Here is a 26,103-nt window from a genome sequence, read left to right as displayed (position 1 = left end):
TCTTTACTATTGTGATTGTAGGTTCAGCGGGCGATGGTGGCGCCATCCACCACCAGGGAATGGCCGTTCACATAGGACGCCTGCGCGCTGCACAGCCACAGCGCCGCGGCGGCAATTTCATCCGCGGTTCCGAGCCGGCCACAGGGGATGCTGTTGAGAATCATCGTCTCCAGCTCTGGTCCCTGGCGCATGGCGTCTTCCAGCATGGGCGTGCGGGTGGAGCCGGGCAGTACCGCGTTGACCCGCACCCCGGTGCGCGCTACTTCCATTGCGGCGGTCTTGGTCAGGCCCAGCACCGCGTGCTTGCTGGCGCAGTAGGGGGCAAGACCGGGAGTCCCGATCAGGCCGGCGCCGGAGGAGATGTTGACGATCGCGCCGCTCCCGGCCGCTTTCATTGTCTTGAGCTGGTGCTTCAGACAGAGGAACACGCCGGTGAGGTTGATGCTGGTCACCCGCTGCCATTCTTCCACGGTGGTGTTTTCCAGCGGCGCTGGCGTACCCGCCACACCGGCGCTGTTGACTGCGTAATCCAGGCCACCGAAATGTGTCTGGCAGGCGGCAACTGCCTCAGCGACCGTCTGCTCCGCGGTGACATCGCCGCTGATCGCGTGCGCGCCCAATTCCGCGGCGAGCGCCGCCAGCCTGACACCGTCGCGGTCCAGCAGTACCAGGCGGCACCCCTGGGCGAGGAACTGGCGTGCGCAGGCCTCGCCAATGCCGGAAGCGGCGCCGGTCACCAGGGCGACTTTGCCCTCCATGTCGGTATAGCTGACCGCCGGCTCACTGACCTTGTTCACATCGCGTTTCCCCTGTGGTGCTGCCCTGGAGGGCAACTGGCTGCGGGCGCGGCAGCTTATTGCCTGGCAGCGCTACTGGCGTCGCGCACTGCCTTGAACTCCGAGCCGGCTTTCCACTCCGGCCAGCGCCGGGAGTTGCCCAGGTCTTCGATCAGCAGCTGGAACAGCTCGATATCCTGAACCACGCCGGCCAGGTTCCAGTCCGGGTCCCAGGCATCACAGGTCTGGTGGTAACAGTTGCCGACATAGTCAGCGACCCATTGATTGCCGGCAGCCCGGCCACCCTCGACCAGGTCATTGCCACCGGCGATGGCCATGAGCAGCAACACCGGGACACCGCCGCGGGCCATGGAGAAGTGGTCGGCGCGGTAGAAGAGGCCGTTTTCCGGCAGGTTTTCCGGGGTGACCACGCGGTCCTGCGTAGCGGCAAGCCTGGCCAGATCGTCCTCCAGTTCACTCTGGCCTTCGCCCACCAGGATCACGTCCCGGGCCAGACCGGCAGTTTGCAGGATGTCGAGGGTGAAATTGGCGACAGTGGTGGCCAGCGGATAGACGGGGTTGTCGGCATAGGCCAGGGACCCCAGCAGGCCGCTTTCCTCGGCGGTCCAGAGAGCAAAAAGCACACTGCGCTCCAGCGGTGGGCCAGCTTCCAGTACACGGGCCAGTTCAAGTACACCAGCAGTGCCCAGCGCGTCGTCGTTGGCGCCCGGACGTACGGTCCGGCCCTGATCGTCGGGCGCGCCCTGGCCATAGGAATCCCAGTGCGCCGCCGCCATCAGGATTTCATCCGGATAGGTGCTTCCGGGCAACAGGCCGAGCACGTTTTCGCTGTCGAATTCCCTGACCTGCACCTGGAAATCGGCGCTGAAGCCGGTGTCCTCCAGCTCAAAGGCTTCGAAATCCGGGTCGCGCGCAGCGACCCGCAACTGTGCCAGATCGTGCCCGGCGTCGGCCAGCAGGCGCGCTGCTGCATCGCCGTGTATCCAGCCCTGCATTGCCACCGGCTGTGCTTCCGCGTTGGCCAGGGCATAGTTCTCGCCCGGGGAGGAGGAGGCCACGCTCCAGCCATAGCCGGCGGCCTCGGTCTCGTGAATCACCAGCGCTCCCAGGGCACCGCGGCGGGCGGCCTCCTCGAACTTGTAGGTCCAGCGACCGTAGTAGGTCATGCGCCGGTTGCCGAAACGCCCGGCTACGGGCTCGTCGGCAGCCGCGGCGAAATCGGGATCATTGACCAGAAACAGGGCGATTTTGCCGCCCAGGTCGATGTCCCCGAAGTCATCCCAGTCGCGTTCGGGCGCCGACACGCCATAGCCGACGAAGACCATTGGGGCCTTGTCGACCACAAGGGCGGGGTCCGAGCGCACCGTGCTTATTTCGATATCAGCCGGCTGTCGCAGCGGATAACTGTCCCCGCCGTGACTGATCCTGAGGCTGCCCTCTTCGTTGAGCAGCGTGTGGATCATGGGCACGGTTTGGGTCCAGTTGCCGTCCGGGCCGCCGGGTTCGATGCCGATGGCTTCGAATTGCTCGATCAGGTAAGCAACTGTTTTCTCCTCTCCCGGCGTACCTGGCGCGCGCCCCTGGAACGCATCCGAGGCCAGTATCCTCACGTGCCCGGACAGGCGCTGGGCGTCAATCCGGGCCGGCTCCACGGCAGGGGTTTCGGCGGCAACCGGCGGTTGCTCTTTGGCACAGGCTGCAACCAAGAGCACTCCTGCGGCCAGAGTGAGTAGTGACAGGCGGTTATTCACAGGCATTCCCTCGCGGCGGATGGTGGTAACAGTGAGCGAACCTTAACACTCGGCCGGCCGGGTGACGAGCAGGCACGCGGGGCGCTGCTTGCGCTACACTGGGCGCGGTTTGGAGAAGGAGACCCCCATGCGCTTGCTCACAGACCTGCGACTCCCGGATCTGCCGGCCCGGATCGAGGCTTGTGCTCCGGGAATCGAAGTGGTCCAGATTGATAACGAGGTCGGCGTGCCTGCGGACCTGCGCGGCGATGCCCTGTTCACCACCGGCATTCCCGGTCCACACCTTGAAGCGCTGTTGGCACCGGGCGTTGGTGTGCGCTGGATTCATCTTTACGGTACCGGCGTAGACGGGTTTCCCCTGCACCTGGTGGGTGACCGCGTGCTGACCTGCTCCCGTGGGTCCACTGCCACTGCCACAGCCATCGCCGAGTGGGTGCTGGCGATGCTGCTCGCGGATGCCAAGCAATTGCCGTCCAGCTGGGTCGACGCTCCCCCCGCACACTGGTACTTCGCCTCGCTTGACACGCTGGCGGGCAGGCGGCTGGGACTGGTGGGGTTCGGCGCCATCGGCACGGCAGTGGCCCGGCGCGCGCTGGCCTTCGAGATGTCTGTCAGTGCCCTGGTGCGCACGCCCAGAGTCTTGCCGGAAGGGGTCGAGTGCGCCGCCGATGTCGAGTTCCTGCTGGCCGACAGTGATTACCTGGTATTGGCGGCCCCGGCCACAACGGCTACCCGGCATCTTCTCGACCGTGGGCGGCTCGCCCGGGCAAAACCCGGACTGCGGCTGATCAATGTCGCCCGCGGCAGCCTGGTCGACCACGATGCCCTGCGCTGGGCCCTGGACGAGGGCATTGTGGCCCATGCCTACCTGGACACCACGGAGCCTGAGCCGGTACCTGCGGGACACTGGCTCTATACGCATCCCGGCATCAGCCTGAGTCCGCACATTTCCTGGTGTGAGCCGGCGGCGCAGGAGCGGGTGCTGAGGCTGTTCTTCGCCAACCTGGAGCGTTTTGTGCGCGATCAGCCGCTGGCCGGGCGGGTCGATCCCGATGCCGGCTACTGAGCGGCGCAGGGCTCTGCCCGGACCTGAAGCTGCATGAACCTGTTGGCGGCGCTTCTGGTCGTGGTGCTGGCTACCCTGCTGATCTGTGTCCTGCCCGCATGGCGCCGTCGACGGACGTTGGCTGCTCCCTTTGCCCCCGCCTGGGATGCGCTGCTGACCCGGCGCCTTGAACCCTACGCAGGGCTGGCGCCAGTGGAGCGGCAGCAGTTGCAGGATCTTGTGCGCCTGTTTCTCGCCGGCAAGCACTTTCACGGATGCGGCGGGCTCGAGGTCAGCGAGGACATGCGCGTTTGCATTGCCGCCCAGGCCTGTCTGCTGTTGCTCAACCGGAGAACCCGCGTGTTTCCCGGGTTGCAACACATTCTGGTCTATCCCGGCGCCTTTGTCCGCGAGGGCGAGGAGTGGCACGAGGACGGTACCGTCAGTGAGGTCAGCAGCGAACTGCTGGGGGAATCCTGGGATGCTGGCAAAGTGATCCTGTCCTGGGAGGATGTCGATCACGATCTCGATCATTTCGGCGATGGCTTCAATGTCGTCCTGCACGAATTCGCTCACCAGCTCGACAGCGAAAGTGGTAGCGAGAACGGCACCCCAGTGCTGTCTGCCGCCGAGTCGGACGAGTGGGTGCGAGTGATGACGCGTGAGTACGAGGTTCTTGCGGCGGCGGCAGACCGCGGCGAGGACACCTTGCTGGATCCCTATGGTGCCAGCGCGCCGGCAGAATTTTTCGCGGTGATAACAGAAACTTTCTTTGAGCTCCCGGATCAACTGAGAGAGCGACATCCCGAGCTGTTTGCGCTGCTGCGGGATTACTATCGGGTGGATCCAGCAGGATGGTACCGGGTGCTTGCCACAGGGTGAGTAACGCCAAGGAGCCTGCTGGCAAGAGGTTAGCGCCCGGGCGCGCGCTGGTCTATTGTTGGCAGAGCGGTTACTGCGGGGAATTTACAGGGCTTGAGGGGAACAGCGCCATGATCATCAGCAACAGCCAGAGCGGTACCAACGTGTATGAGATAGCCGCTGGTATTTTCCGGATCAATACGCCTGTGCCACTGGCAGGAACCACGGGCTTCTCCTTCAATCAGTACCTCATCGTCGACGACGAACCACTGCTGTTCCACACGGGGCCGCGCAAGCTGTTTCCACTGGTGTGCGAGGCTGTGGCCACTGTCCTGCCGGTAGCGAGCCTGCGCCACATCGGCTTCTCCCATGTAGAGGCGGACGAATGTGGCTCACTCAATGAGTGGCTGGCGGTGGCGCCGCAGGCCACACCGCTGTGCGGGCAGGTGGCTGCCCTGGTGTCGATTGCCGACCTGGCTGACAGGGAGCCTCGGGCGCTGGCAGATGGGGAGCTGCTGAAGCTGGGTACGCACGCGGTGCGCTGGCATGACACACCCCACCTTCCCCACGCCTGGGACTGTGGATTTCTCAGCGAGGAAAGTACCAATACGCTGCTGTGCGGGGATCTGTTTACCCAGGGCGGGACTGACCTGCCGGCACTTACCGGCACCGATATCCTCGGTCCCAGCGAGGCTTTCCGCAAATCCATGGACTATTTCTCCCACACTCCCGATGCACGACCCATGCTCGAACGCCTTGCCGCCACCTCGCCATCCACTCTGGCCTGCATGCATGGCAGCGCCTGGCAGGGGGATGCTGCGGCGCTGCTGCGCGCGCTCGCGGACGAGCTGTCGGGCTGAGGGAGGTCTCGCGCGCTGTATGCGACAGAACCGACCAGTAGCTGACCCTGGGCACAGGCATGCATTGTCGTTGCCCGCTTTGCTGGGCATGACTCTCGCGCTGACATTGCTCTACTGCTACCCGCTGCAGAAAATGACTTCCCTGACTTTGCCGCTGGTGGTGGTGGCGCTGGGCTGGGTGATTTACCAGTATCTCGAGCCCTTGCGCCTGCTGCAGCGGCACGCCTACCTGGCCGAGCTGACCACGCGGGAGAGCTGGATCAGGCGCTGGTTTTGGCAGGGGTTCTTGCTGCGCCTGAGACTGGTCGCCGCGGCGCTGGTGTCTGCCGTGATTGCACTCCTGTATGGCGCCACGATCAGGCCCCAGGAATGGCTTTTCCTGCTTGCCAGCGTGCCCCTGTTCCTGGCCCTGTTCATATTGGCTTCGCGCCTGCTGCGCGGCCAGCTGGCCCCACGATATCATTTTCCGCTGGCGCTGCGCTGGGCCAGCCGGGGCACGGTGGCGTTGCTGGTCCTGGGGCTGGCGCTGTGGCAGGTGTACTGGCTGGAAGTCCCCGCGACCCATCATGCAACGCTGCAGCAGGTGCTGAGTAGTGGCTTCGAACGTGGCGCGGCGACAACCGCGATGCCGCTGGTAGGCCAGGTGTTGGGCCTTGCCTACGCGGTGGATGCCGGCACCTGGCACCTGATGCAGGTGACGACCACCGTAGCGGGCGCGAGCCGCTGGGTTTACCTCACTGCCTGGGCGGGTGTCCTGCTCTGGAGTGCGCTCAAGGTGGGTGCTGTCTGGATGCTGCTGCTCGGGGCTGTAACCCTGGCAGCGCGGTTGCAGGAGCGACCGCGGCAGGCGGCGGGGGATGGCGCCACGCTGCTGGCGTTTGCGCTTGTAGTGGCGTCCCTGGGTGTTGGCTATCTGGGATATGTTCGTATTGACCTGCGCCAGTTTGCCGCGCTGGTCGATCCGTGCCAGGTGGTGGGCAAGGCTGAGCAGGCCAGGCTCATCGCCGACGCCAGTGACCGTCTGCACGCACAAGAGCAGGCTTTCAACAGCGATATGAACAGTTTCGTCAGTACCCGTATTGATGCTGCCTACGCTCTTGCCGGGCAAGGCGTGAAGCATTTTCTCGACTGGAATTTCAGCCTCAAGGGGCAATACCAGCAACTGGCCTGGGTGCTGGCTGCCGGGGTGACCGATGTCTCCCTGGCGGATCGGGTCGGCATGCAGGTGGACCGACATGTACACGAACTGGTGGCGCCTGCACTCACGGTGTTTGGGTCTGACATGGAGGCGGAGCTGCAGGGTCGGGTGAACGCCATCTACTCGGGGCAGGAGGCCTTTGTCACAGAGTGGTTTGCGGCAGCGGATTGCCTGAGCTTGCCGCCAGCGGATGCGGGGCTGGCCGGGCTGGCGGAGAAGTCCTGGGTCGGTGGTGGTGCTGCCGTGGGCATTGTCGGCAGGCGCGTCGCCGCGGGCCTGGGCGCAGCTGCGGTCAGCCGCGTGGGCGTACGGCGCTTGCTGGCGGCCGTGGTGACCCGAACCGGTGCCAGGGCGGCGACGGCGGGGCAGGCCAGCAGTTCCGGGGCGCTTTGTGGCCCCATGGCCTGGGCCTGTATCCCGGCGCTGGCGGGCACGGCCTGGCTGGCAACGGATCTGGCACTGAATGAGGTTGACGAGGCACTCAACCGGACCCGCATGCGCGCGGAATTGCTGGCGGCGATCGAGGCCGAGAAAAGTGCCCTCAAGTCGGAACTTGGCAGGCACTATGGCCAGATCGCGATGCGGGTGTTCAGTGACATCGAGCGTCGTCAGGAAGAAGTCTTCAACCTGTACCGGGACGGAGGGAGAGTGCCGAAGGCGACCTGAGTGAACTCACTGCACGGAATGCAGCGGTGACAGCCGGACAAGGAAGATGAATCATCATGCAAAATACAAACATTCAAATGTCACTGGGGCCTGCGTCTGGCCGCTTTAGTTCTGGTCCAGCCACCGCCCCGGCCTGGGGGTAAAGAACGACTGAAATTTTTCGGGCGCAGGGCAGCGCCGCAGCTGTTGCTCCTGCGCAAGCAGAACCCAGGTTTCCCGGTGAGCGACACCAGCGTCGGTGGCGCCATTTTTCTGAAAGCAGGCCAGCGGCAGATCCTTCTCCACCAGCAGGTAACGATTCGACCCCTCGCTCATCCAGCGCCAGGCGTTGCGCTCCTGCTCATTGATACTGGTCGAATGGCTGAAATGCGTCACGTCCAGCGGCGAGAACAGGATGAACTGTTCAGAGAAATTGATCAGCCCCAGCTGTGACCCGGTGGGCAGGGCTGCGGCTACACTGCGAAGAACACTCTCTGGCGTACGGAATGGTTCCGCCAGTACGTATCCCCAGGTGCTGTATATCAGCCAGGTCAATGTCCAGGCAATGAACAGCCTGGCGAGAGCGTGGAAGCGGGGCAGCAATAGCAGTGTGCCGACCCAACAGAGCCCTGTGACGAGGATGAGCGTCCCTAGTTGATGCAGGTGGTCGGGGTTGCGGGAATAGTCGCCGATTTTGTCCACCAGAGTGGGGTGGTCTGCCCACGCCATGATGCCCAGTGTGACCAGGGCAATGGCCAGAAGGCCATGAATGCCTGTCAGGACTGGGCCCAGCCAGCGGGCGCCGGATTTGCCTTGCACGATGATCGCCAGGGCAAGGGCAAACATGGGCAGGGCCGGCAGCATGTAAACGCCGCGTTTACCCGGACTGACGCTGAAGAACAGGATGACCAGGGCGATCCACACCAGCAGTGTGAATACCACCCGGTTCTCTCGCAGGGATTGCCAGGCCGGGCGCCAGTACGCGATCAGTACCAGTGGCAGCGGGAACCAGAGTGATGGTATTGCATTGCTGATAAAGTAGTGCCACGGCAGGATATGGCCCCAGGAATCCGCGTACCGTTCCCCGGTCTGCTTGAAGAGGATGTTGTCACGGTAATTGAGGGCGTATTCCGTGCCCAGAGAGTCCACATACAGTGCCATGGGAACGACCCAGGTGGCCGCGGCTGCGAGCATGACCAGCGGTCCCAGCAGACAGCGCCATTTCAGCGCCTCCCGAAAGCGCTCCCGGTCACGCAGGGCAAGCAAGACGATGGGGGCCATCATGAACAGGGGCAGAAAGCCGACGCCTTTGGTAATGATGCCCAGCCCCATGGAACCCCAGCTGGCAAAGTACCAGCCCCAGTTGGGCCGCTCGAAAAAGTGGCGCAGTAGTCCATAGCAGGCGAGGGTGACCCAGCAGGCCAGCATGCCGTCTATCTGCGCACTCTTGGCCTGGATCAGGAACTGGGGGGCGAGCAGCAGGAAAAAGCCTGCGGTCAGGGCAGTGCGGTGGTCTACCAGCCGGCGCCCCAGGTCAAGCACCAGCCAAAAGGTGAGCAGTCCACAAAGCGCGTTGGGCAGCAGGAAGGCGGCTTTCAGACTGCCGGTGAGCCAATAGAAAAGGGCAATGGCCCACATGAACACGGGAGGCTTGTCCGGATAGAACTCGCCACCTCGCATGGGTATGAGCCATTGGCCGGAATCCACCATTTCCCGGGCTGCTTCGGCGAACCGGGGTTCGTCCGCCGGCCACGGCGAGCGCAGGCCCAGCCCGATAAAGATCGTGACAGCAGCAATCCCCAGTAGCAATAGTGTTTGGGTGCGCGGCGTCAGGCTGAAGAAACGCCGGGTCAGATTGCCCGGGAAGCTGTCGGTTATCATGATCAAGTGGGCAAATGAGGCTTGATGACGGATTCTGCAAGTATGCGGTTGCGGTGATCCCGGTATAAAAACAGGCCCAGCCCGGCAGCAACAAGGAACATGCAGGTGGCCAGTACAAACTGCAACTGGCTGGCTTGCCCAAAGCCGGCGCCAATCAGGGAAAAAATCATCATTTGTGGTAAATAACCGATGCCGCTTCCCAGTAGAAAAGGCCCGGCGCCAATCCTGCTGCTACCGGCGAAGAGGTTGGTCAGCAGGTTGCTGCCCACTGGAAGCAGCCGGATCATCAGAATCTTGATGAGGGGTTGATCCCGAGTCAGCGCGTTGAAGGTCTTCATGCGCTGGTGGGCACGGCTTTCAAGGGCAGACCTGAGAAACAGTCGCGCGATGTAAAAGCAGCCGATAGCACCTGACAGAGTGATTGCGGTGGCATAAACGGTCCCCCAGGCTGGCCCCAGAGCAAAGCCACTGATAAACGCCAGTAACTGCCGGGGGCCGCCAAAACCGGTAAAGATTGCCCCGGCGCCGCTGATCAGCACAGCATTCCAGAGGCCCTCTTCAAGGAGATGGTGCTGAAAGACCGTCTGGTTCGCCAGCATATCCAGCCAACCGAGTTTCACCGCGGCTACTCCCGCGCTGACAATAGCCAGGAAAAACAGGGGTCGGACCCACTTGCCCATGTGAGGAATACTCCCGATTGTCATCGGTTATAAAGTCTGGGTTCGGCGTGCGCGCAAGTAGCCAGCGCACGCCGAACAGGTCCACAATACCGACCCAGGCTCTGTTCCATGCGGAGTACTTGGAAATTCCTGCCCGCCGTGGTCTGTGGCCCACCCTCACTACCCGGATTTCACCGCCGATGCCCCGCACCAGGGCGGGAATAAAGCGGTGAATATGATCAAACCAGGGCAGCTTCAAGAACGTGGCCTTGGGTAACAGTTTAAGCCCGCAGCCAGTGTCCGGCACGCCATCGTGCAAGAGCGCATTGCGTACCCTGTTGGCCAGCCGTGACTGGAATCGTTTCCAGGCCGAATCCTGACGAGCAAAACGAAAGCCGGCGATGCAGTAGTCGGGATTGTTGATCATGGCTGCCTGTTGCAGCAGAAGGGGAATATCTGCCGGGTCATTCTGGCCGTCGCCATCCATGGTGATGACAAGAGCGCCTCGCGCAACGTTCACGCCGGACCTGAGTGCGCCGCTCTGGCCAATGCTGTGCCGATGGGCGACACCCTTGAAGGCGCAACCCAGGGCCTCGGCAGTGTTGCTCGCAACCGTCAGGGTCTGGTCGCGGCTGCCATCGTCAACCACCACTATCTCGTAGTGACGGTAGTCCCGAAGCACTGAGTGAATTTCATGGATGACACCGGCGATATTCTCGGCTTCATCTCGGGCCGGAATGACTATGGAGACGAAAGATTCAGATGTCATGTCGGGTTACCTCGGCACGGATCGCCTGCGCAAACAGTGAGTAGACCGGCCTGATTTATCGGAAGCAGGGTAATGCTACAGTCCAAGTCTTAAGGCAGGCTTAATTTCGCCCGGACAGCTGCCAGACTGATCCACACCCTATGCTGCAGTTGCGCCTGCTTGTACCATGAGGGGTGTTCAGGGGAGGTTCAGAGTGACTGTTGCGTATATTTCCCACCCCGACTGCCTGCTGCACGACATGGGCAGCGGCCATCCCGAGCAACCGGCCCGGCTGCGCGCCGTTCACCAACGGCTGGTCGAGAGCGGGCTGCTCGCCCGCATGCAGCAGCGCGAGGCACCCCTGGCCACCGACGCGCAGCTGCGCCTGGCCCACCCCGAGAGCTATCTGCGCCGGCTGCAGGCCTGTAGCCCCGGCAGGGGCCTGTATCCCCTCGATGCCGATACGCACATGAATCCCCACTCCCTGAAGGCTGCGCGGCGGGCCGTCGGAGCCGCACTGTTGGGGGTGGATCTGTTGCTGCGCAATGAGGCAAGCGCGGCCTTTTGCGCCGTGCGCCCGCCCGGGCATCACGCTGAACGCCAGCGCGCCATGGGCTTCTGCCTGTTCAGTTCGATTGCCATCGCCGCCCTGTATGCACTGGAGCACTGGGGGCTGCACCGGGTAGCGATTGTCGACTTCGATGTTCACCACGGCAACGGTACCGAAGACGTGGTGGCCGGGGATGAGCGGATCCTGTTCTGCTCCACCTTTCAGCACCCGCTCTACCCCTATTCAGGTACTGGTCCGGCTGCGCCCAATGTCATCAATGTACCGTTGCCGGGGGGCTGCGATGGTCAGCGGTTTCGCGCCGCGATGCTGGAGCAGTGCCTGCCCCGGCTGGCCACCTTCGCTCCCGAGCTGGTGCTGATATCTGCCGGTTTCGATGCCCACCGGGCCGACCCGCTGGCGGGCATGGCGCTGGAGGCCCCTGACTTTGGCTGGGTGACGGCACGGCTCGCGGAACAGGCTGGTCTCAGTGCCGACGGCAGGATCCTGTCCTGCCTGGAGGGGGGCTATGATCTGGAGGCGCTGGCGAGCAGCGTGCAGACGCACCTGGAAACCCTGCTCGCGGCTGGGACGGCGCCGCTTTGAGGGGCTTTGCCGAACGCCTCTACGCCGCCATCGTCAACCCGCCGGCGGACGCGACCCTGCAGGCGGTGCACGACGTCCTGCCACTGCCGGTTATCTGGCTACTCGGCAAGACCGGGGCCGGCAAGACGTCGGTGGTCCGGCAGCTGACGGGCGACAGCAGCGCCGCTGTCGGCACTGGTTTCCGACCCTGTACCTCGACTGCGAGTGCTTACGACTTCCCGGTTGCGCACCCGATTGTGCGGTTCATCGATACCCGCGGTCTGGGGGAGTCGGGGTATGACCCGGAAGCAGATGTCGCCGAGCTGGGCACAGGCAGTCATGCCCTGCTGGTCGTGGTGCGCCTGGATGATCCGGAGCAGAACACTGTACTGCAGTTGCTGCGGACGATGCGCCAGCGTTTTCCACACATTGGCGCCGACGCCATTGTGGCCGTGTACACCGGCCGTGATCTTGTCGCCGGCGCGGGGCGCGTGCGCACGCTGGCGCATCAGCAGTCGGAACTGGAGGCGGCCTGGGGCACGCCGGTGGCGCATTGCCTGGTGGATTTCAGTGAGACAGGCGAGGATCTTGCGGCCGACAACGGAGCCGTTGAGCTGCGGGAACTGCTGGCGGACAAGCTGCCGCAACTGGGCCTGTGGTTGCAACAACAGCAGGCCGGCAGTCAGGAACAGGCCAATTTCCAGCGCCTGCGTCCGGAAGTCCACTGGTACGCGGCCACCGCGGCTGCGAGCGACGCAGTGCCGGTCGTGGGTCTGGCTTCCGTACCGCTGGTGCAGGGCAAGTTGTTGCACAGCCTTGCGCGCCGTTACGGTACCGTCTGGGACCGGCGCAGCTTTTCTGAATTTGCCGGGGCCCTGGGATCCAGCGTTGCGCTCAAGTACGCACTGGGCCATGGTGCCCGGCAGTTGGGCAAGTTGGTTCCCGGCTACGGCCAACTGGTGGGAACTGCCCTGTCGATGTCCGTGAGCTACGCCAGCACCTGGGCAATCGGTCGTGCAGCCTGCTATTACCTGTATCAGCGCCAGCACGGCCTGGCGCCGGATCCGCAGGCCCTGCAGGCACTGTACCGGGATGCCCTGGCCAGTGGCCGGCAACAGGGGTCGGCGGTGGCCGAGCAGGCCCGGCATGAAGAGTAACTGGCTGCGCACGCTGTGGACCCAGCTGGGTGAGCGCCGGGCGGAGCTTTACCTCGCGGCCTTGCTGCTCTGGTTGTTGCCGGCGCTGGTGCTGCTGGCGCTGGGACTGGTCTGGTTGTGGCAGAACGGCTGGATGCTGTGGTTCAGCGGCGGCCTGTTCATGCTGGCTTTGCTGACGCTTGGGGGACGCTGGTTGCTGCGGCCCCGGCAGGATGACGCGCAGTCTTCGACAGCCGCAGTCGCGCACCTTGCGCCCCGACCGGACTGGGCGGCCCGGGACGAGGCTGTCTGGGGCAATGCGCTGCAGCGTATTGTGCAATTGGACCTTGCGGCAGTTGCCTGGGAAGAGATGCCCGCGCTGGCCATGGAACAGCTGTTTTTCGTGGCCCGTTGCTACCATGCCGACGACACCGAGGCAGAATATGCCTTCAGTGCGCCAGAATTCCTGTTGATGCTGGAGACCTGTAGCCACCGCTATCGCGCCGACGTGCTGGCACAGCTGCCGATGGCCCAGCGCCTGCGCATATCAGACTTGCGCCGGTATTGGCGCCGGGGTGAACGGGCCCATCGCCTGTACCAGCGCAGCTCGCCCTGGTTGCGCCTGGCCGGTGTCGGCCTGAATCCGGCCCAGGGGATTCTGCGTGAGCTCGGTTCCCGGCTGGCCGGCAGCATGCTCGGTGAATTGAACGCGCATGTGCAGCGTAATCTCAAGATCACCCTGCTGGAGCAGGTAACGCAGGTCGCGATCGACCTCTACAGTGGTCACCTGCAGCTGTCCGAGCGGGAGCTGGCCGCCTGGCGCCTGCAGCAGCAAGCGCCGGAGCCGGAAATCCTGCAGCCTTTGACTGTGCTGGTGCTGGGACAGGTCAATGCCGGCAAATCCTCGCTGGTAAACGCCCTGCGCGCGGCTGCAGTGGCTGAAGTTGACAGCCTGCCCAGTACCGACGGATTCCGGCGCTATCCTCTGCAGCTGGCCAACGATACGGAGCTGGTACTGATTGACAGCCCGGGCCTGGACGGCAGTGACACCGCGAGTGACCGGCTGCTGGCAGCCGCCGTGGAGGCTGACCTGTTGCTGTGGGTTAATGCCGCCAACAAACCGGCCAAGGCGCTGGACCATCAGTTCCTGCAGCGCTGGCGTGACTGGTGTGCTGCCAACCCGCGACGGCGGCCACCGCCACTGCTGCTGGTGACAACCCATAACGATCTGCTGCCTCCGCGAGGAGAATGGGAGCCGCCCTATGATCTGGCGGGAGAGGACAACCCCAAGGCCGCGGCGATTCTTGAGGCCCTGGAATACTGCCATGACGCCGTCGGATTCGATGCGGAGGAGCCCGCGTTGGCGATTGCGCTGCCCCCGGTGCAGCCGTCCTGGAATATTGAAGTATTGCAGGAACTGCTGCTGGAGGCAGCCGGGCAGGCGCGCTCGGCCCAGCTCAACCGTGAACGCCTGCAGGCGGCGGGCAGTGGCGGCCCGCCCCTGTCGCAGTTTCTGGCCCAGGCCCGGGGTCTGGTGCACATAGGCAAACAGGTATTGGGGGGGGCGGCGCTAGCGCTGTGTGAGCAGCCCGCACCCGGCGTGGGCAGGATTGGCGGCACACTGGGGATAGCGTGTCAGGCGCCACCTGGAATCACATGTTGAACCGGCACTGGCCACTTGCTCCAGGGCTTTGCAAATACCCGGTGAAGCCGACATATTGCCCCCCAGGCTTGTCTTTAACGAGAGGAATGCAACTGTGTCTCCCCGATTTTCCGCCGCCACTCCCTGCCGCCTGGACCAGGTGCCGCAGTGGGATACTGAAACCGATGTCATCGTTGTTGGCTTCGGCATCGCCGGTGCCTGCGCCGCCATTGAAGCGGCCAGCGCCGGAGCACAGGTCACTATTCTCGAAGTTGCCGGCACCCACGGTGGCAGCGCCGCCCTGTCCGGTGGCGAGTTCTATCTGGGTGGCGGTACGTCGGTGCAACAGGCCGCCGGCTTCGATGACAGCCCGGAAGAGTTGTTCAAGTATCTGTTGCTAAGCGGTGGCCCGGGCGCAGATGCGGAGAAAGTCCGCCTCTATGCCGATGGCGCTGTCGATCATTTCGAGTGGATCCGGGCCCAGGGCGTTCCGTTCAAGGGCACGTTCCTGCCGGGCAAGTGGCTGGAGCCGGTGACGGATGACACCTTGATCTGGTCCGGCAGCGAGGCCGCCTGGCCCTTTTCGACGGCGGCGAAACCTGCGCCGCGGGCTCACGCAGCGCAGATGGAGGGGATGGGTGCCGGCCGTATCGTCATGGATGCGTTTGCGGCGAGAGCCCTGGCAGCGGGCGCCGAGGCCCGGTTCAACGCCCGTACGCTGTGCCTGGTGGCCGATGCGGTGGACGCGGTCCACGGCGTGGTGGCGCGCATCGACGGGGAAGTGCGCTATCTGCGGGCCCGCAAGGGCGTGATCCTCTGCGCCGGCGGCTTCATCTGCAACACGGAGATGCTGCAGCGGTTTGCCCCCGCCGCCCTGGAGGCCGCCGGGCTGCCGACCACCGGCGGCAACGACGACGGCTCCGGCATCCGCATGGGCATGTCGGTGGGCGGCGCAGTGAGCCACATGGAGGAGTTCTTCGCGACCAAGCCCTCCTTCCCCCCGGACAACATGGTGTTCGGCATCTTCGTCAACGAGCGCGGCCAGCGCTTCATCAACGAGGATGTGTACCACGGGCGCGCTACCCGCTACCTGATGCGCCAGCCCAACGGTCGCGCCTGGCTGTTGATGGACAACGCGATTTTCGCGCGTCCGGATTTCAACCCGGATATCCACATCGCCGCGGTGGGGGAGAGCTGGGCGGAAGTGGAGGCGGAGCTGGGCCTGCCTGCGGGTGAGCTGGTGCATACAGTGGAGTCCTACAACCGCTACGCCGCTGCCGGCGAGGACCCGGTATTCCACAAGGGCGCCAAGTGGATGCAGCCGCTGGTGGAGCCTCCCTTTGCCGCCCTGAGCTTTGGCGCCGACGACTACCCGGCAACCGGGTTCACTCTGGGTGGGCTGTTGACGCGACCCACCGGCGAAGTGCTGAATGCCGATGGCGAGCCGGTGCCGGGGCTGTTTGCCGCCGGCCGCACCAGTTGTGGCCTGCCGCGCTGGGGCGAGGGCTACTGTTCCGGGATATCCCTCGGCGACGGCAGTTTCTTCGGCCGTCTGGCGGGGCGCCACGTGGCCGCATTGCCTGTGGACAAGCCCTGGTAGCCCTGGATTCCAGGCCAATCGCAATCGGTGAGGAAGAAACGCCGGATCTCGCAGCCGTGCTCGTCTACCTGGGCGACGAGCTGGGGCCGACCGCCGCGCGAGAAATAGTGCTCCATTTGTGTGGCGAGCGTTTCCGGCGCCAGCGCTCCGGTGCCGCGCAGCAGTGGCGACAGCCAGCACAGCCGCGGCAGGATGACGAACCGCGCTGCCGCCGGCGCCAGGGCCCGCCAGGCCGGCAGTGCATGCCAATCCAGCAGAGGCAGGGCAGGGTTGTAGCCCGGCGGCGGCACCAGAGGGTCCCGGGCCGGCTGAAAGAGAGCCCCGCGCAACGCGATCTCCCGCAGCGGTTGCGCCACGCCCCGGCTTGCCAGCAGCGCCCGGGCCGCCGGATCCAGAGACAATCTGCTCTGGTGCTGCAGCAGCCGCTGCAGCTTCAGGTCCAGGCGATCCACCGTGTTGGGCCCCAGCCACGTTACCGTCGTGTTCTGGTCAGCACCGGCAGCCGAGCTCCGGCAGCCCAGGTAAAATTTCACTGCCAGTTCCAGATGCACCGGCCGCCTCCGCTCGTGACAGTAGTACAGGCAGTCGAATTCGCCCACGGTTCTGCCATTGCTGCTTAGCGGCAGGTTATGGGCGATCAGCTCGGTTGCGCTATCCTGTTGCAGGAAAAAGTGCCACAGATGCTCGAAATACAGACCCAGGCGCGTAGCGGGGCGCGCCTCCAGCCAGGTGAGCAGTGGCTGTGGTTGCCGGTCCAGCTGCTGCAACCAGCGCGCCCTGGCGGCAGTCAGCGTCAGACTGGCGGTAGTGACTCCGCTGGCGGACTTCAGTGTTTCCATCTGCAGCAGGGGAGGGCCCAGGCAGGCCCAGGCGAGGTCGCGAACCCGGGGGTTCGTCAGCTCAAGCGCTACGAGTTCTTGACTGGTCTCGGGCAGGTGCACTGGCCACCACGCTTTGGTCTCGGAAGCCCATGATACCGGCGGAAAGTGCGTCAGTGCCATGGCACGGTCGGCAGGGCTTGCTTACAATTGCCGCCCCTTCGGCCGCTGTCGGGTATGCCCGTGATTGAAGTCCTGTTTCTCGCCATCGCCCTGAGCATGGATGCATTCGCCGTATCGATTGGCCTCGGTTCCAGGCCCCACGGCAGTTCGCGTCGGCTCGCTTTGCTGTGCGCCGTCTACTTCGGTGTATTTCAGGGCTTGATGCCGCTGATCGGCTACCTCGCTGGTACCAGCGTGCTGGGCTGGGTGGAAGTGTATGCGCCCTGGATTGCTTTCCTGTTGCTGGCGGTTATCGGCGGCAAGATGATTGTCGAGTCTTTTGGCGACGGGGTGGAGGAGGATATCCGCCGGGTCAGCCACCGGGTGATGCTGTTGCTGGCACTGGCAACCAGTATCGACGCCATGGCGGCGGGCTTCGCCCTGACGCTGCTGGAAGTTGGACCGTCGCTGGCCTGCATGATGATCGGTGTGGCCACTGCCTTGTTCAGCTGGGCCGGCGTGTATATCGGCAGGCGCAGTGGTACCTGGCTGGAAAGCAAGGCGGAGCTGCTGGGTGGTGGGGTATTGATAGCCATCGGGCTGCGGATTCTGCTCGCTTGAGTCCCGGGTAAACAGCCAGCTTCGTTGTTACTTCACGCTGGTTGATGGCTTTGGATCAGAATACGGTTCGCTGTGGTGCCTGCGTCTGTCTATGGCGATCGGGGTGTCAGCTGGCGCCGGGCCGTTGCGGGACGACCACGACAGGCGCCGGCTCCAGACTGTAACCCCCGGTGCGGTACAACCAGGATGGTAACAGGGCATGGGCCAGGGCGCGCTGGTGCGCCTCAGGGTGCTCTCCTGTAACAGGGGTCACTCGTCTCCCGGCCGGATCATAGTGCGCGAATACCGGTGGCTGCTCCGGCGAAAGTATCACCAGCTCGCTGTTTTCCATCCACGCGAAACTGTCGCCGAATTGCATCATGGCGCGTCCATTCCCCTGGTCGTCGACCGCGCTGAAGTCCCGTCCGAGCATGGGGTGGCTGGCGCTGATACCGATCAACGACAGGGCAGTGGTCGGCAGGTCGATCTGGCTGGCGACGGTCTCGATGCGGCGCGGAGCGATATCGGCTCCGAGGATCATGGCTGGAATGTGGAACCGCTCTACCGGTACCAGGTTGTCGCCCACTACCTGGTTGTCATGGTCCGCGACGACGACAAACACCGTGTCCTGCCAGTAGTCCCGGGTGCGGGCGATGGCGAAAAAACGCCCCAGGGAATAATCCGCGTAGCGAATGGCGTTGTTTTCCGTGGCTGCCGGCTCATCGTAGTGTTCGATACGACCTTCCGGGTAGTCGAAGGGGGTGTGGTTGGATGACGAGAACACCAGGGTAAAGGACGGCTGGTCTGCGGCGTGATGTCGCTGCAGGCGCTCATCGGTCTTGGTGAACAGGTCCTCATCGGAGACGCCCCAACTGCCTTTGAACACCGGGTTTTTGTAGTCCCGCTCGTCGACAACCTGGTCGAAACCGTTGGCGAGAAAGAAACTGGCCATGTTGTCGAAGTGGCCCTCGCCACCGTAAATGAATTCGCTGTGATATCCCTCCCGTCCCAGCAGGCTCGCCAGGGTGAAGAAGCCGCCGCGCGATCCCAGCAGTTTGACCATGGCCCTGGCCGGAGTGGGCAGGAAGCCGGTGGTCACGGCTTCGATGCCGCGCACGGAGCGGGTGCCGGTGGCATAGAGGTTCTCGAACCACCAGCCCTGGGTGCCCAGTTGCTCCAGGTTCGGGGTCAGGCCTTCGATGCCACCGAGAGTGCTCACATAGGTGGCTCCCAGGCTTTCCTCAAGAATGATGACCAGGTTCAGACGGCGTTGATCCGTGCGAGCGCTGGTCTGCTGGTGCAGCGTCGGCAGCTTGGGGTGATCGGCAAACCCGGTGATGCCATAGTCCGCCGCGGTGGTTTTCACTGTCTCCAGTATTTGCGCCTCGGTCATTTTGCCGTAGCGCTCCCCGGCGCGGGATTCGTGGCGCAGGTTGTACACCGCATGGGCAAGGGACCAGGTGGAGTTCAGCATCAACTGGTTCACCAGGTTGTCGCTCGCAAAGGCAAACCAGGACGGGTTGAGAGGACGGTGGTCCAGGGTGGAGCGGACGCCCATGGTCAGGGCGAGGAGCAACAGCGGCCAGGCGGCAACGGTGTGCCAGGCGGGTTTCTGGAACGGCAGGGCGGCGAGGGTGTGGCGCAGCCACAGGACCGCCGCCACTGTCGCCAGCACAATCAGCGCGCTGCTGGCCAGCAATTGCAGCCGGAATCCGCCCCAGAGCATGCGCAGGGTCTCGCCCGGCCAGGCCAGGTATTCGAAGAACAGCCGGTTGGGGCGTGCCTCGTACTGTCCCAGGAAGGCCGGGGTCGAGGCCTCCATGAACACCAGCAGCAGCACACAGGCCGCCAGCCAGGTTGCCGCCAACAGGCGCCAGAGCGGCCAGCTGCGCCGCCACCAGGCCAGCGGCATCAGCAGCGCCGGGGGCAACAGTATCAGGCTCATCATGATGCTGTCCGCCCGCAGCCCGTGCAGGAACACCTGCGGCAGCAGGTTCGAGGCGCTGACACGCTCCAGTTGCCACAGCACCAGGCCCAGCCGGGCGGTGAGCAGGAGCAGCAGGCCCAGCACCAAAGTGTGCAACAGCAAGCGGGTTGCGGGTGTGGCGGGTGGTACAGGCACTTCGACTCCAGGGCTGGTGCAGGACTGCAGGGAGAGTAGCGGCACCAGCTTAAGACTCGCTTAAACACCCGCCTTGACCAGTATTGTACTCCACAAGACTATACAAATGAGCAATTATGTCGCATTGTCTTGCTGCGACTACTCACTGCAAACGGAGTCCCCCATGTCAGGCTGTCCCTTCGTCAATCTCCTTGACCCCACCACCTATGTCGAGGGCATGCCCTACGCCGAACTGGCCAGGATCCGGGAGGTGGGCCCGCTGGTGAAACTGGATGATCCCCTCACCGGGGTCCCTTACTGGGTGGTGACGCGGCAGCGGGAGCTGGACGAGATCTGCAAGAACCCGCAGCGGTTTTCCTCCGCCGAGCGTTCGCCGTTTCCGACCGAGTATGACGACTGGTTGGTCGAGGAGGTGCATCGCCGGACCATCATCGGGATGGACCCACCGGAGCACCAGATCGTGCGCCGCATCGTTCGCGCCGCCTTTACGCCGGCGAAGATCGCCGCCCACGAGCCGAGCCTGCGCGCGCATGCCAGGCGCATTGTCGATGCGGTTGCGAGTCGCGGGGAGTGCGAGTTTGTGGAGGAGGTCGCCGCTGAGCTGCCGCTGATCGCGATACTGGAACTGCTCGGAGTCCCGATTGAGGACCGCAAGCAGTTTTTTACCTGGACCAACACCATGATTTTCGCCGATGACCCGGAGATGTCGGTGTCAGAGGAGGCTGGACAGATCGCCTCCGCGGAGGTGATCGGCTACGCCATGCAGCTGGCGGAGAAGCATCGCCTGAACCCGCAGCCGGGGCTGTTGCAGGACCTGCTGGAGGGCGAGGTCAAGGGTCGTACCATCACCGAGGAAGAGTTCGGCTGGATGTTCATTCTGATCCTGGTGGGGGGCAACGAGTCTACCCGTACGGTGCTTTCCCACGGCATGCGCCTGCTGATGGAGCACCCGGAGCAACTGCAGTATCTGGTCGACAACCCGGAGCGAATCGCGGATGCCTGTGAGGAGATCCTGCGCTACAACACGGCGTTTACCGCCATGCGCCGCACAGCGATGGAGGATGTCGAGATCGGCGGCCAGCAGGTGCGCAAGGGCGACAAGCTGGTGCTCCACTACCACACCATCAATCACGATGAGCACGTGTTCGGCGACGATGCGATGCGCTTTGATGTGCGGCGTGCCGAGCGCCAGCCGGACCTGTCCAACCAGCTGCGTTCATTCGGTATCGGCCAGCACTTCTGCATCGGCTCGCACCTGGCCCGGCTGGAGCTGCGTCTCATGCTGGAGGAAATCATCCCGCGCCTGCGCAATCCGCAGTTTGTGGCGCCGCCGCGCTATGTGCAGTCCTTTTTCGTGAATGGCATGAAGGACATGCACATTCGCTTCGACCCGGAGGTGTAACAAAGTGTCAGCAGAGCGGTACGACTACATCATCGTCGGCGCCGGTTCGGCCGGTTGCGCCCTGGCCTTGCGCCTATCCCGGGAAGCCAGCCGCAAGGTGCTGCTGCTGGAAGCCGGTGGCGCGGATCGCAATCCCATGATCCACATTCCGCTGGGCTTTGCGTTCCTGATGAAGAACCCGGCGGTGAACTGGTGCTATGAGACCGATCCGGAGCAGCGCCTGGCCAACCGCCGCATCGCCTGGCCCCGCGGCAAGGTTTTGGGCGGCACCAGTTCGATCAACGGCATGATCTACGTGCGCGGCCAGCGCGAGGACTACGATGGCTGGGCCGATGGCGGCTGCGAGGGCTGGGACTTCGACAGCGTGCTGCCGTATTTTCGTCGGGCCGAGCACAAGGCCGAGGGCGGCAGTGAACTCCATGGCACCGGCGGACCACTGTGGGTGGAGGAGGTTGCCGCGGCAGATAAAATGCTGCCGGCGGACATGTTCGTGCAGGCGGCGATGGAAACGGGTTTACCCTTTAACGCCGACTTCAATGGACCACAGCAGGAGGGTGTGGGTTTCTACCAGCTGAATACCCGCAAGGGTCGGCGCCAGAGTGTCAGCAAGACTTACCTGGCCCTGTGCCGCTCGCGTCCCAATCTGACCCTGGTGACCGGTGCTCACGTACAGCGGGTGCTGGTCGAGGACGGGCGTGCGGTGGGTGTGGAATATAAAACCCGGCAACGCAAACGAGAGCAGACCCACCGGGTGTGCAGCCATCGCGAGGTATTGCTTTGCGGCGGTGTCATCAACAGCCCGCAGTTGCTGGAACTGTCCGGCATTGGCAACGGCGAGCGTCTGGATGCGCTCAATATCAGGGTGGTGCAGGATCTGCCCGGAGTGGGGGAGAACCTGCAGGACCATCTCACCGTCAATGTGATCCAGGGCCTGCGCGGGGTCAGGACCTTCTACGAGGAGAGTCGTCCGCTGGCACTGGCCGCCAACATTGCCAAATACCTGGCGTCCGGGCGCGGCCTGCTGGCGCACCCGGCCTCCCAGGTGGGCGCCTTTTTCCGCACCTCGGAAACGCAGGACCGCCCCGACGCCCAGATTCACTTCACCCCTGCCGCCGGTGAGCCCGACGCCAATGGCGTGATGAAAACCCGTCCGGGAACCACTGCCACCGTCTGCCACCTGCGTCCGAGCAGCCGTGGCAGCGTGCATATCCGCAGTGGTCTGCCGGAGATGGCGCCGGCCATCATCGCCCGCTATCTGGATACCGAACACGACCGCCAGGTCATCATCGCTGCGGTGCGCAAAGTGCGGGAAATTTTTGCCGCCGCCACCTTCAACGGCTACCGCGACCGGGAGTACCAGCCCGGCGAGCGGGTACAGACCGACGCCGAGATTCTCGCCTCTGTCGCCGAGATCGCAGAGTCCGTATACCACCCGGTGGGGACCTGCAAGATGGGCAGCGACCCGTTGGCAGTGGTGGATGAACGCCTGCGGGTGCGCGGCGTCGATGGACTGCGGGTGGTGGATGCCTCGGTCATGCCCACCATTGTCTCCGGCAATACCAATGCCCCGACCATCATGATCGCCGAGAAAGCTGCGGACATGATTTTGCAGGATGCCGGGGTGCTCACCCATGTCCCAACCGTTGTCAGCAAGGAATTCGCATCATGAACCAGGCACTCGCCCCGAAACCGGTGGCTGCGCCACTGCAGGCATTACTGGACAACCAGCGCGCGGCATTTCGCGCCGAAGGTGAGGTTGCCCTCGCCACCCGCATTGACCGTCTCGACCGCTGCATTGCCCTGCTGGTGGATCACAAGGACGCCATCTGCGCCGCGGTGGAGCAGGATTTTGGCTGCCGCTCGCGCTACGTGACGCTGATGATGGATGTGATGAACTCCGTCGGCAGCCTCAAGCATGTGAAGAAAAACGTGAAAAAATGGATGAAGCCCGAGCGTCGCACGCCGCTGGTGCCGATGAATTTTCTCGGTGCGAAAGCCTATGTGCAGTATCAGCCCAAGGGTGTGGTCGGAATCATGACGCCCTGGAATGTGCCGATCAACATGATCTTCAGCCCGTTGGCGGATGTGTTGGGTGCTGGCAACCGCGCCATGATCAAGCCGTCCGAATTCACCCCGGCCACCGCCGCACTGATGCAGCGCCTGTTCGCCGACTATTTCGAGCCTTCGGAGATCTGTGTGGTCACCGGCGGGCCGGAAGTCGGCGCCGCCTTCAGCAGCCTGCAGCTTGATCACCTGATTTTTACCGGCGCCACCGGCATCGGCCGCCATGTGATGCGCGCGGCGGCGGAGAATCTGGTGCCCGTGACCCTGGAGCTGGGCGGCAAATCGCCGGTGATCGTGTCGGCACAGGGGGACCTGCGCAAGGCAGCGGACACCATTATTACGGGAAAGGCAATGAACGGTGGCCAGCTCTGCGTGAGCCCGGACTACTGCTTCGTACCCCGGCATCAGCTCGAGGCGTTCGTGCGCGAGTGCCAGGCGGTCGTTGCCGGAATGTTTCCCGGCATCCAGGGCAACCCGGACTTTGTCGCCTGCGTCAACGAGCGCCACTTCGATCGCATCAGCGGCTATATCGAGGAAGCGCGAGAGCGGGGCGTGAGAGTGCTGCCGTTGTGCCCGCCGGGCGAAGACCTGTCGGATCGGGCCGCGCACAAGATTGCCCTGCACTTGCTGATTGATCCTGCGGACGACCTGGCCTGCATGACCCAGGAGATTTTTGGCCCGCTATTGTGTATCAAGACCTATAGTGCGATCGACGAGGTGATCGACTACATCAATGCCGGCGAAAAACCGCTGGCCCTGTACTACTTCGGCACCGACAAGGCGGAAAAACAGCGGGTACTGGGCCGGACCAGTTCCGGTGGCGTGGCGGTGAACGCGATTGCCACCCAGGTGGGCTGCGACGACCTGCCTTTCGGCGGCATCGGCCACAGCGGCATGGGCAACTACCGGGGCCGCGACGGCTTCCGCACCTTCAGCCACGCTCGCGGTGTTTACGAGGAAGGCTGGGTGAATATTGCCAGGCTGGCCGGTACCCTGCCGCCCTACGGTGAGAAGATCGCGAAAATGCTGGAGAGCCAGATCAAGCGCTGAGTGGGCATTCATTGCAGGGAATCGTTGACGGCCGCCGGAGCTGGGCTGGTATATTCCCCTGCGGACTGAAACCTATAACCCTAAACCTCCGGGGCGCCGCATGGATACCGCTGCCAAACTCCAGGTGATCAGGGCCAGAACACGACGCCGTTTCGTGTTTACCCTGATCACGCTGGTACTGTACTTTTCCTTTGTCTTCAACTGGACCGCAGTCGGCGGCCGTCTTGGCGAGCGCCTGGGGGCGTCCCATATTACCGGTTCCCTGCTCATGTTTGCTGCGCTGATCGTTTTTTTCATCCTGCTGGAGCTGGTCTTCCTGCTCTTGAATCAGGCGACTTCCCGTTCCGGGGAGGAAACCTAGGTGGCCATCAGCATGTTCCTGGTGTTTGTCGTTGCGACGCTCGCCATCAGTTACTGGGCTTCCCGCCGCACCCACAGCAGCCAGGACTTCTATACCGCCGGCGGGCAGATGACCGGGCTCCAGAATGGTACGGCCATCGCCGGCGACTTCATGTCCGCGGCCTCGTTCCTGGGGATAACCGGGCTGATGTTCCTGGGTGGCTTCGATGGCCTGGTGCTGGCCATGGGCGCGTTTGCGGCCTGGCCACTGTTGCTGTTCCTGCTCGCGCGCCGGGTCCGCAACCTCGGCAGTTTCACTTTTGTCGATGTGGTGTCCCAGCGCCTGGAGCGTACCCGCATCCGTCTGGTTGCGGTGGGCGGAACCATCGTCGTGGTAGTGTTGTATCTCATCGCCCAAATGGTGGGAGCGGGCAAGCTGATACAATTGTTGTTCGGGCTGCCCTACGAAGTGGCGGTTATTGCCATCAGCGTGCTGGTACTGGCCTATGTGACCTTCGGCGGCATGCTGGCCACCACCTGGGTCCAGATCATCAAGGCGATCCTGCTGATGACCGGGGTGACCATCACCGCCTTCATGGTCATGTACCTGAGTGGTTTCAGCCTGGAAACCCTGTTTGCAAACGCTGTGACACAACACCCTCGGGGCGAGCGCATTCTGGCGCCGGGTGTGTTGTTCGATTCGCCGGTGCAGGTGGCGACCATCCTCGTCTCCATGTTGTTCGGAACTCTCGGGCTTCCCCATATCCTGATGCGCCTTTTCACGGTCCCCGATATGCACGAAGCCAAGAAATCCGCTTTTTACGCATCGCTGTTCATGGGCTATTTTTATCTGGCGCTGGTCATAGTGGGTTTTGGCGCGGTTGCCTTTGTTTATGGCAATCCCGCATTTTTCGCCGACGATGGCCAGCTGATTGGCGGCAGCAACATGGCTGCGATTCACCTGGCAACCGCAGTTGGGGGCAATCTGCTGACCGGCTTCATGTCAGCGGTAACCTTCGCCACCATTCTCGCGGTCGTGGCGGGGCTCACCGTATCCGGAGCCGCGGCGATATCCCACGACCTGTATGCGGAGGTGCTGTGCAAGGGCGCGCCGGATGCGCGCCGGGAATTGCAGCTCACCCGCATAACCACCATTGTCATCGGCGTCATTGCTGTCATTCTGGGCATCCTGTTCCAGGATGAGAATGTTGCCTTCATCGCCACCATGCCCATGGTGGTGGCGGCTTCCGTGAACTTCCCCATTCTCTTCCTCTCGCTGTATTGGTCGGGTCTCACCACCCGGGGCGCGATTGCCGGGGCCCTTGTCGGTCTGGTGTCTTCGGTGTCGCTGATCGTTGTCGGTCCCCAGGTGTGGGTATCGGTGCTCGGGTTTGAGCGGGCCCTGTTCCCGTACGACTACCCGGCCCTGTTCACCCTGCCGCTGGCAGTACTGGTGATGTCTGTAGTATCGTGGCTGGACAACTCCGAGCGAGCGGGTATCGATCGGAACAATTATCATTCACTGCTGGTACGCTCCGAATTTGGTGAGCTGGGCCGGTCCCCACCGGTGGCGAAACACTGAGGCTCCGAC

General features: G+C 63.6%; 21 protein-coding genes. 14 read left to right on the top strand and 7 right to left on the bottom strand.

Going from position 1 to position 26,103, the window contains the following annotated elements; translation table 11 throughout:
* Positions 1–23: 23 nt before the first annotated feature.
* A complete protein-coding gene (locus tag RLO07_RS17785; protein WP_462293481.1) occupies positions 24–797 on the bottom strand; it encodes an SDR family NAD(P)-dependent oxidoreductase in 774 nt (257 codons plus the stop codon).
* A gap of 56 nt (positions 798–853) precedes the next feature.
* Positions 854–2,503, bottom strand: coding sequence for a M28 family peptidase (locus RLO07_RS17780; protein WP_462293480.1), 1,650 nt, complete (start codon positions 2,501–2,503; stop codon positions 854–856).
* Between the two features lie 172 nt (positions 2,504–2,675).
* Here RLO07_RS17780 and RLO07_RS17775 point away from each other — a divergent pair, with 172 nt between their 5' ends.
* From RLO07_RS17775 to RLO07_RS17760, 4 genes are all read left to right on the top strand, one after another.
* Positions 2,676–3,614 carry an NAD(P)-dependent oxidoreductase gene (locus RLO07_RS17775; RefSeq protein WP_462293479.1) on the top strand — a complete coding sequence of 313 codons (939 nt, stop codon included), beginning with the start codon at positions 2,676–2,678 and terminating at the stop codon, positions 3,612–3,614.
* A 33-nt stretch (positions 3,615–3,647) separates the two neighbouring features.
* Entirely contained in the window at positions 3,648–4,475 is an 828-nt protein-coding gene (locus RLO07_RS17770) for a M90 family metallopeptidase (RefSeq protein WP_462293478.1), read from the top strand.
* A 110-nt stretch (positions 4,476–4,585) separates the two neighbouring features.
* Positions 4,586–5,314 (top strand): oxygen-binding di-iron domain-containing protein, encoded by a 729-nt coding sequence (locus tag RLO07_RS17765; RefSeq protein ID WP_462293477.1) that lies wholly within the window; start codon positions 4,586–4,588, stop codon positions 5,312–5,314.
* 70 nt (positions 5,315–5,384) lie between these two features.
* Positions 5,385–7,178 carry a hypothetical protein gene (locus RLO07_RS17760; protein ID WP_462293476.1) on the top strand — a complete coding sequence of 598 codons (1,794 nt, stop codon included), beginning with the start codon at positions 5,385–5,387 and terminating at the stop codon, positions 7,176–7,178.
* A 105-nt stretch (positions 7,179–7,283) separates the two neighbouring features.
* Here the strand turns inward: RLO07_RS17760 and RLO07_RS17755 are convergent, their stop codons facing one another.
* The 3 genes from RLO07_RS17755 to RLO07_RS17745 are packed head-to-tail and all read right to left on the bottom strand — an operon-like array spanning position 7,284 to position 10,466.
* A complete protein-coding gene (locus tag RLO07_RS17755; RefSeq protein WP_462293507.1) occupies positions 7,284–9,038 on the bottom strand; it encodes an ArnT family glycosyltransferase in 1,755 nt (584 codons plus the stop codon).
* Positions 9,039–9,040: 2 nt separating this feature from the next.
* Positions 9,041–9,637 (bottom strand): TVP38/TMEM64 family protein, encoded by a 597-nt coding sequence (locus RLO07_RS17750; protein WP_462293475.1) that lies wholly within the window; start codon positions 9,635–9,637, stop codon positions 9,041–9,043.
* The gene (locus tag RLO07_RS17745; RefSeq protein ID WP_462293474.1) at positions 9,597–10,466 is read right to left on the bottom strand and encodes a glycosyltransferase family 2 protein; all 870 of its coding nucleotides are present in this window, start codon (positions 10,464–10,466) and stop codon (positions 9,597–9,599) included. The genes RLO07_RS17750 and RLO07_RS17745 overlap by 41 nt, the downstream gene beginning before the upstream one ends.
* Positions 10,467–10,659: 193 nt before the next feature.
* Between RLO07_RS17745 and RLO07_RS17740 the strand changes: the two genes are divergently transcribed.
* From RLO07_RS17740 to RLO07_RS17725, 4 genes are all read left to right on the top strand, one after another.
* Complete coding sequence (locus RLO07_RS17740; RefSeq protein WP_462293473.1) at positions 10,660–11,598, top strand: histone deacetylase family protein; 939 nt, start codon at positions 10,660–10,662, stop codon at positions 11,596–11,598.
* Positions 11,595–12,734 carry a YcjF family protein gene (locus tag RLO07_RS17735; protein WP_462293472.1) on the top strand — a complete coding sequence of 380 codons (1,140 nt, stop codon included), beginning with the start codon at positions 11,595–11,597 and terminating at the stop codon, positions 12,732–12,734. Before RLO07_RS17740 ends, RLO07_RS17735 begins: the two co-directional genes overlap by 4 nt.
* The gene (locus RLO07_RS17730; protein ID WP_462293471.1) at positions 12,724–14,376 is read left to right on the top strand and encodes a GTPase family protein; all 1,653 of its coding nucleotides are present in this window, start codon (positions 12,724–12,726) and stop codon (positions 14,374–14,376) included. Before RLO07_RS17735 ends, RLO07_RS17730 begins: the two co-directional genes overlap by 11 nt.
* 94 nt (positions 14,377–14,470) lie before the next feature.
* Positions 14,471–15,955 carry an FAD-dependent oxidoreductase gene (locus tag RLO07_RS17725; RefSeq protein ID WP_462293470.1) on the top strand — a complete coding sequence of 495 codons (1,485 nt, stop codon included), beginning with the start codon at positions 14,471–14,473 and terminating at the stop codon, positions 15,953–15,955.
* Here the strand turns inward: RLO07_RS17725 and RLO07_RS17720 are convergent.
* The gene (locus tag RLO07_RS17720) at positions 15,862–16,956 is read right to left on the bottom strand and encodes a DUF1853 family protein (protein ID WP_462293469.1); all 1,095 of its coding nucleotides are present in this window, start codon (positions 16,954–16,956) and stop codon (positions 15,862–15,864) included. The two genes, RLO07_RS17725 and RLO07_RS17720, sit on opposite strands and share 94 nt — an antisense overlap.
* A 60-nt stretch (positions 16,957–17,016) precedes the next feature.
* Between RLO07_RS17720 and RLO07_RS17715 the strand changes: the two genes are divergently transcribed.
* Positions 17,017–17,556 carry a manganese efflux pump MntP gene (locus RLO07_RS17715; protein ID WP_462293468.1) on the top strand — a complete coding sequence of 180 codons (540 nt, stop codon included), beginning with the start codon at positions 17,017–17,019 and terminating at the stop codon, positions 17,554–17,556.
* 106 nt (positions 17,557–17,662) lie between these two features.
* Here RLO07_RS17715 and RLO07_RS17710 read toward each other — a convergent pair whose 3' ends face one another.
* A complete protein-coding gene (locus tag RLO07_RS17710) occupies positions 17,663–19,657 on the bottom strand; it encodes an LTA synthase family protein (protein WP_462293467.1) in 1,995 nt (664 codons plus the stop codon).
* 163 nt (positions 19,658–19,820) lie between these two features.
* On the opposite strand from RLO07_RS17710, the gene RLO07_RS17705 reads away from it, so the two are divergent.
* From RLO07_RS17705 to RLO07_RS17685, 5 genes are all read left to right on the top strand, one after another.
* Positions 19,821–21,059 (top strand): cytochrome P450, encoded by a 1,239-nt coding sequence (locus RLO07_RS17705; RefSeq protein WP_462293466.1) that lies wholly within the window; start codon positions 19,821–19,823, stop codon positions 21,057–21,059.
* A 4-nt stretch (positions 21,060–21,063) separates the two neighbouring features.
* Entirely contained in the window at positions 21,064–22,728 is a 1,665-nt protein-coding gene (locus tag RLO07_RS17700) for a GMC family oxidoreductase (RefSeq protein ID WP_462293465.1), read from the top strand.
* Positions 22,725–24,173, top strand: a complete 1,449-nt coding sequence (locus tag RLO07_RS17695; RefSeq protein WP_462293464.1) for a coniferyl aldehyde dehydrogenase — start codon at positions 22,725–22,727, stop codon at positions 24,171–24,173. Before RLO07_RS17700 ends, RLO07_RS17695 begins: the two co-directional genes overlap by 4 nt.
* A gap of 100 nt (positions 24,174–24,273) precedes the next feature.
* Positions 24,274–24,534 carry a hypothetical protein gene (locus RLO07_RS17690; RefSeq protein ID WP_462293463.1) on the top strand — a complete coding sequence of 87 codons (261 nt, stop codon included), beginning with the start codon at positions 24,274–24,276 and terminating at the stop codon, positions 24,532–24,534.
* Positions 24,535–26,094, top strand: coding sequence for a sodium:solute symporter family transporter (locus RLO07_RS17685; protein WP_462293462.1), 1,560 nt, complete (start codon positions 24,535–24,537; stop codon positions 26,092–26,094).
* Positions 26,095–26,103: the final 9 nt, after the last annotated feature.

The sequence above is a fragment of the Haliea sp. genome (assembly GCF_040221975.1).
GTDB lineage: Bacteria > Pseudomonadota > Gammaproteobacteria > Pseudomonadales > Halieaceae > Haliea.
This window is presented reverse-complemented; position numbering and strand designations above follow the sequence as displayed.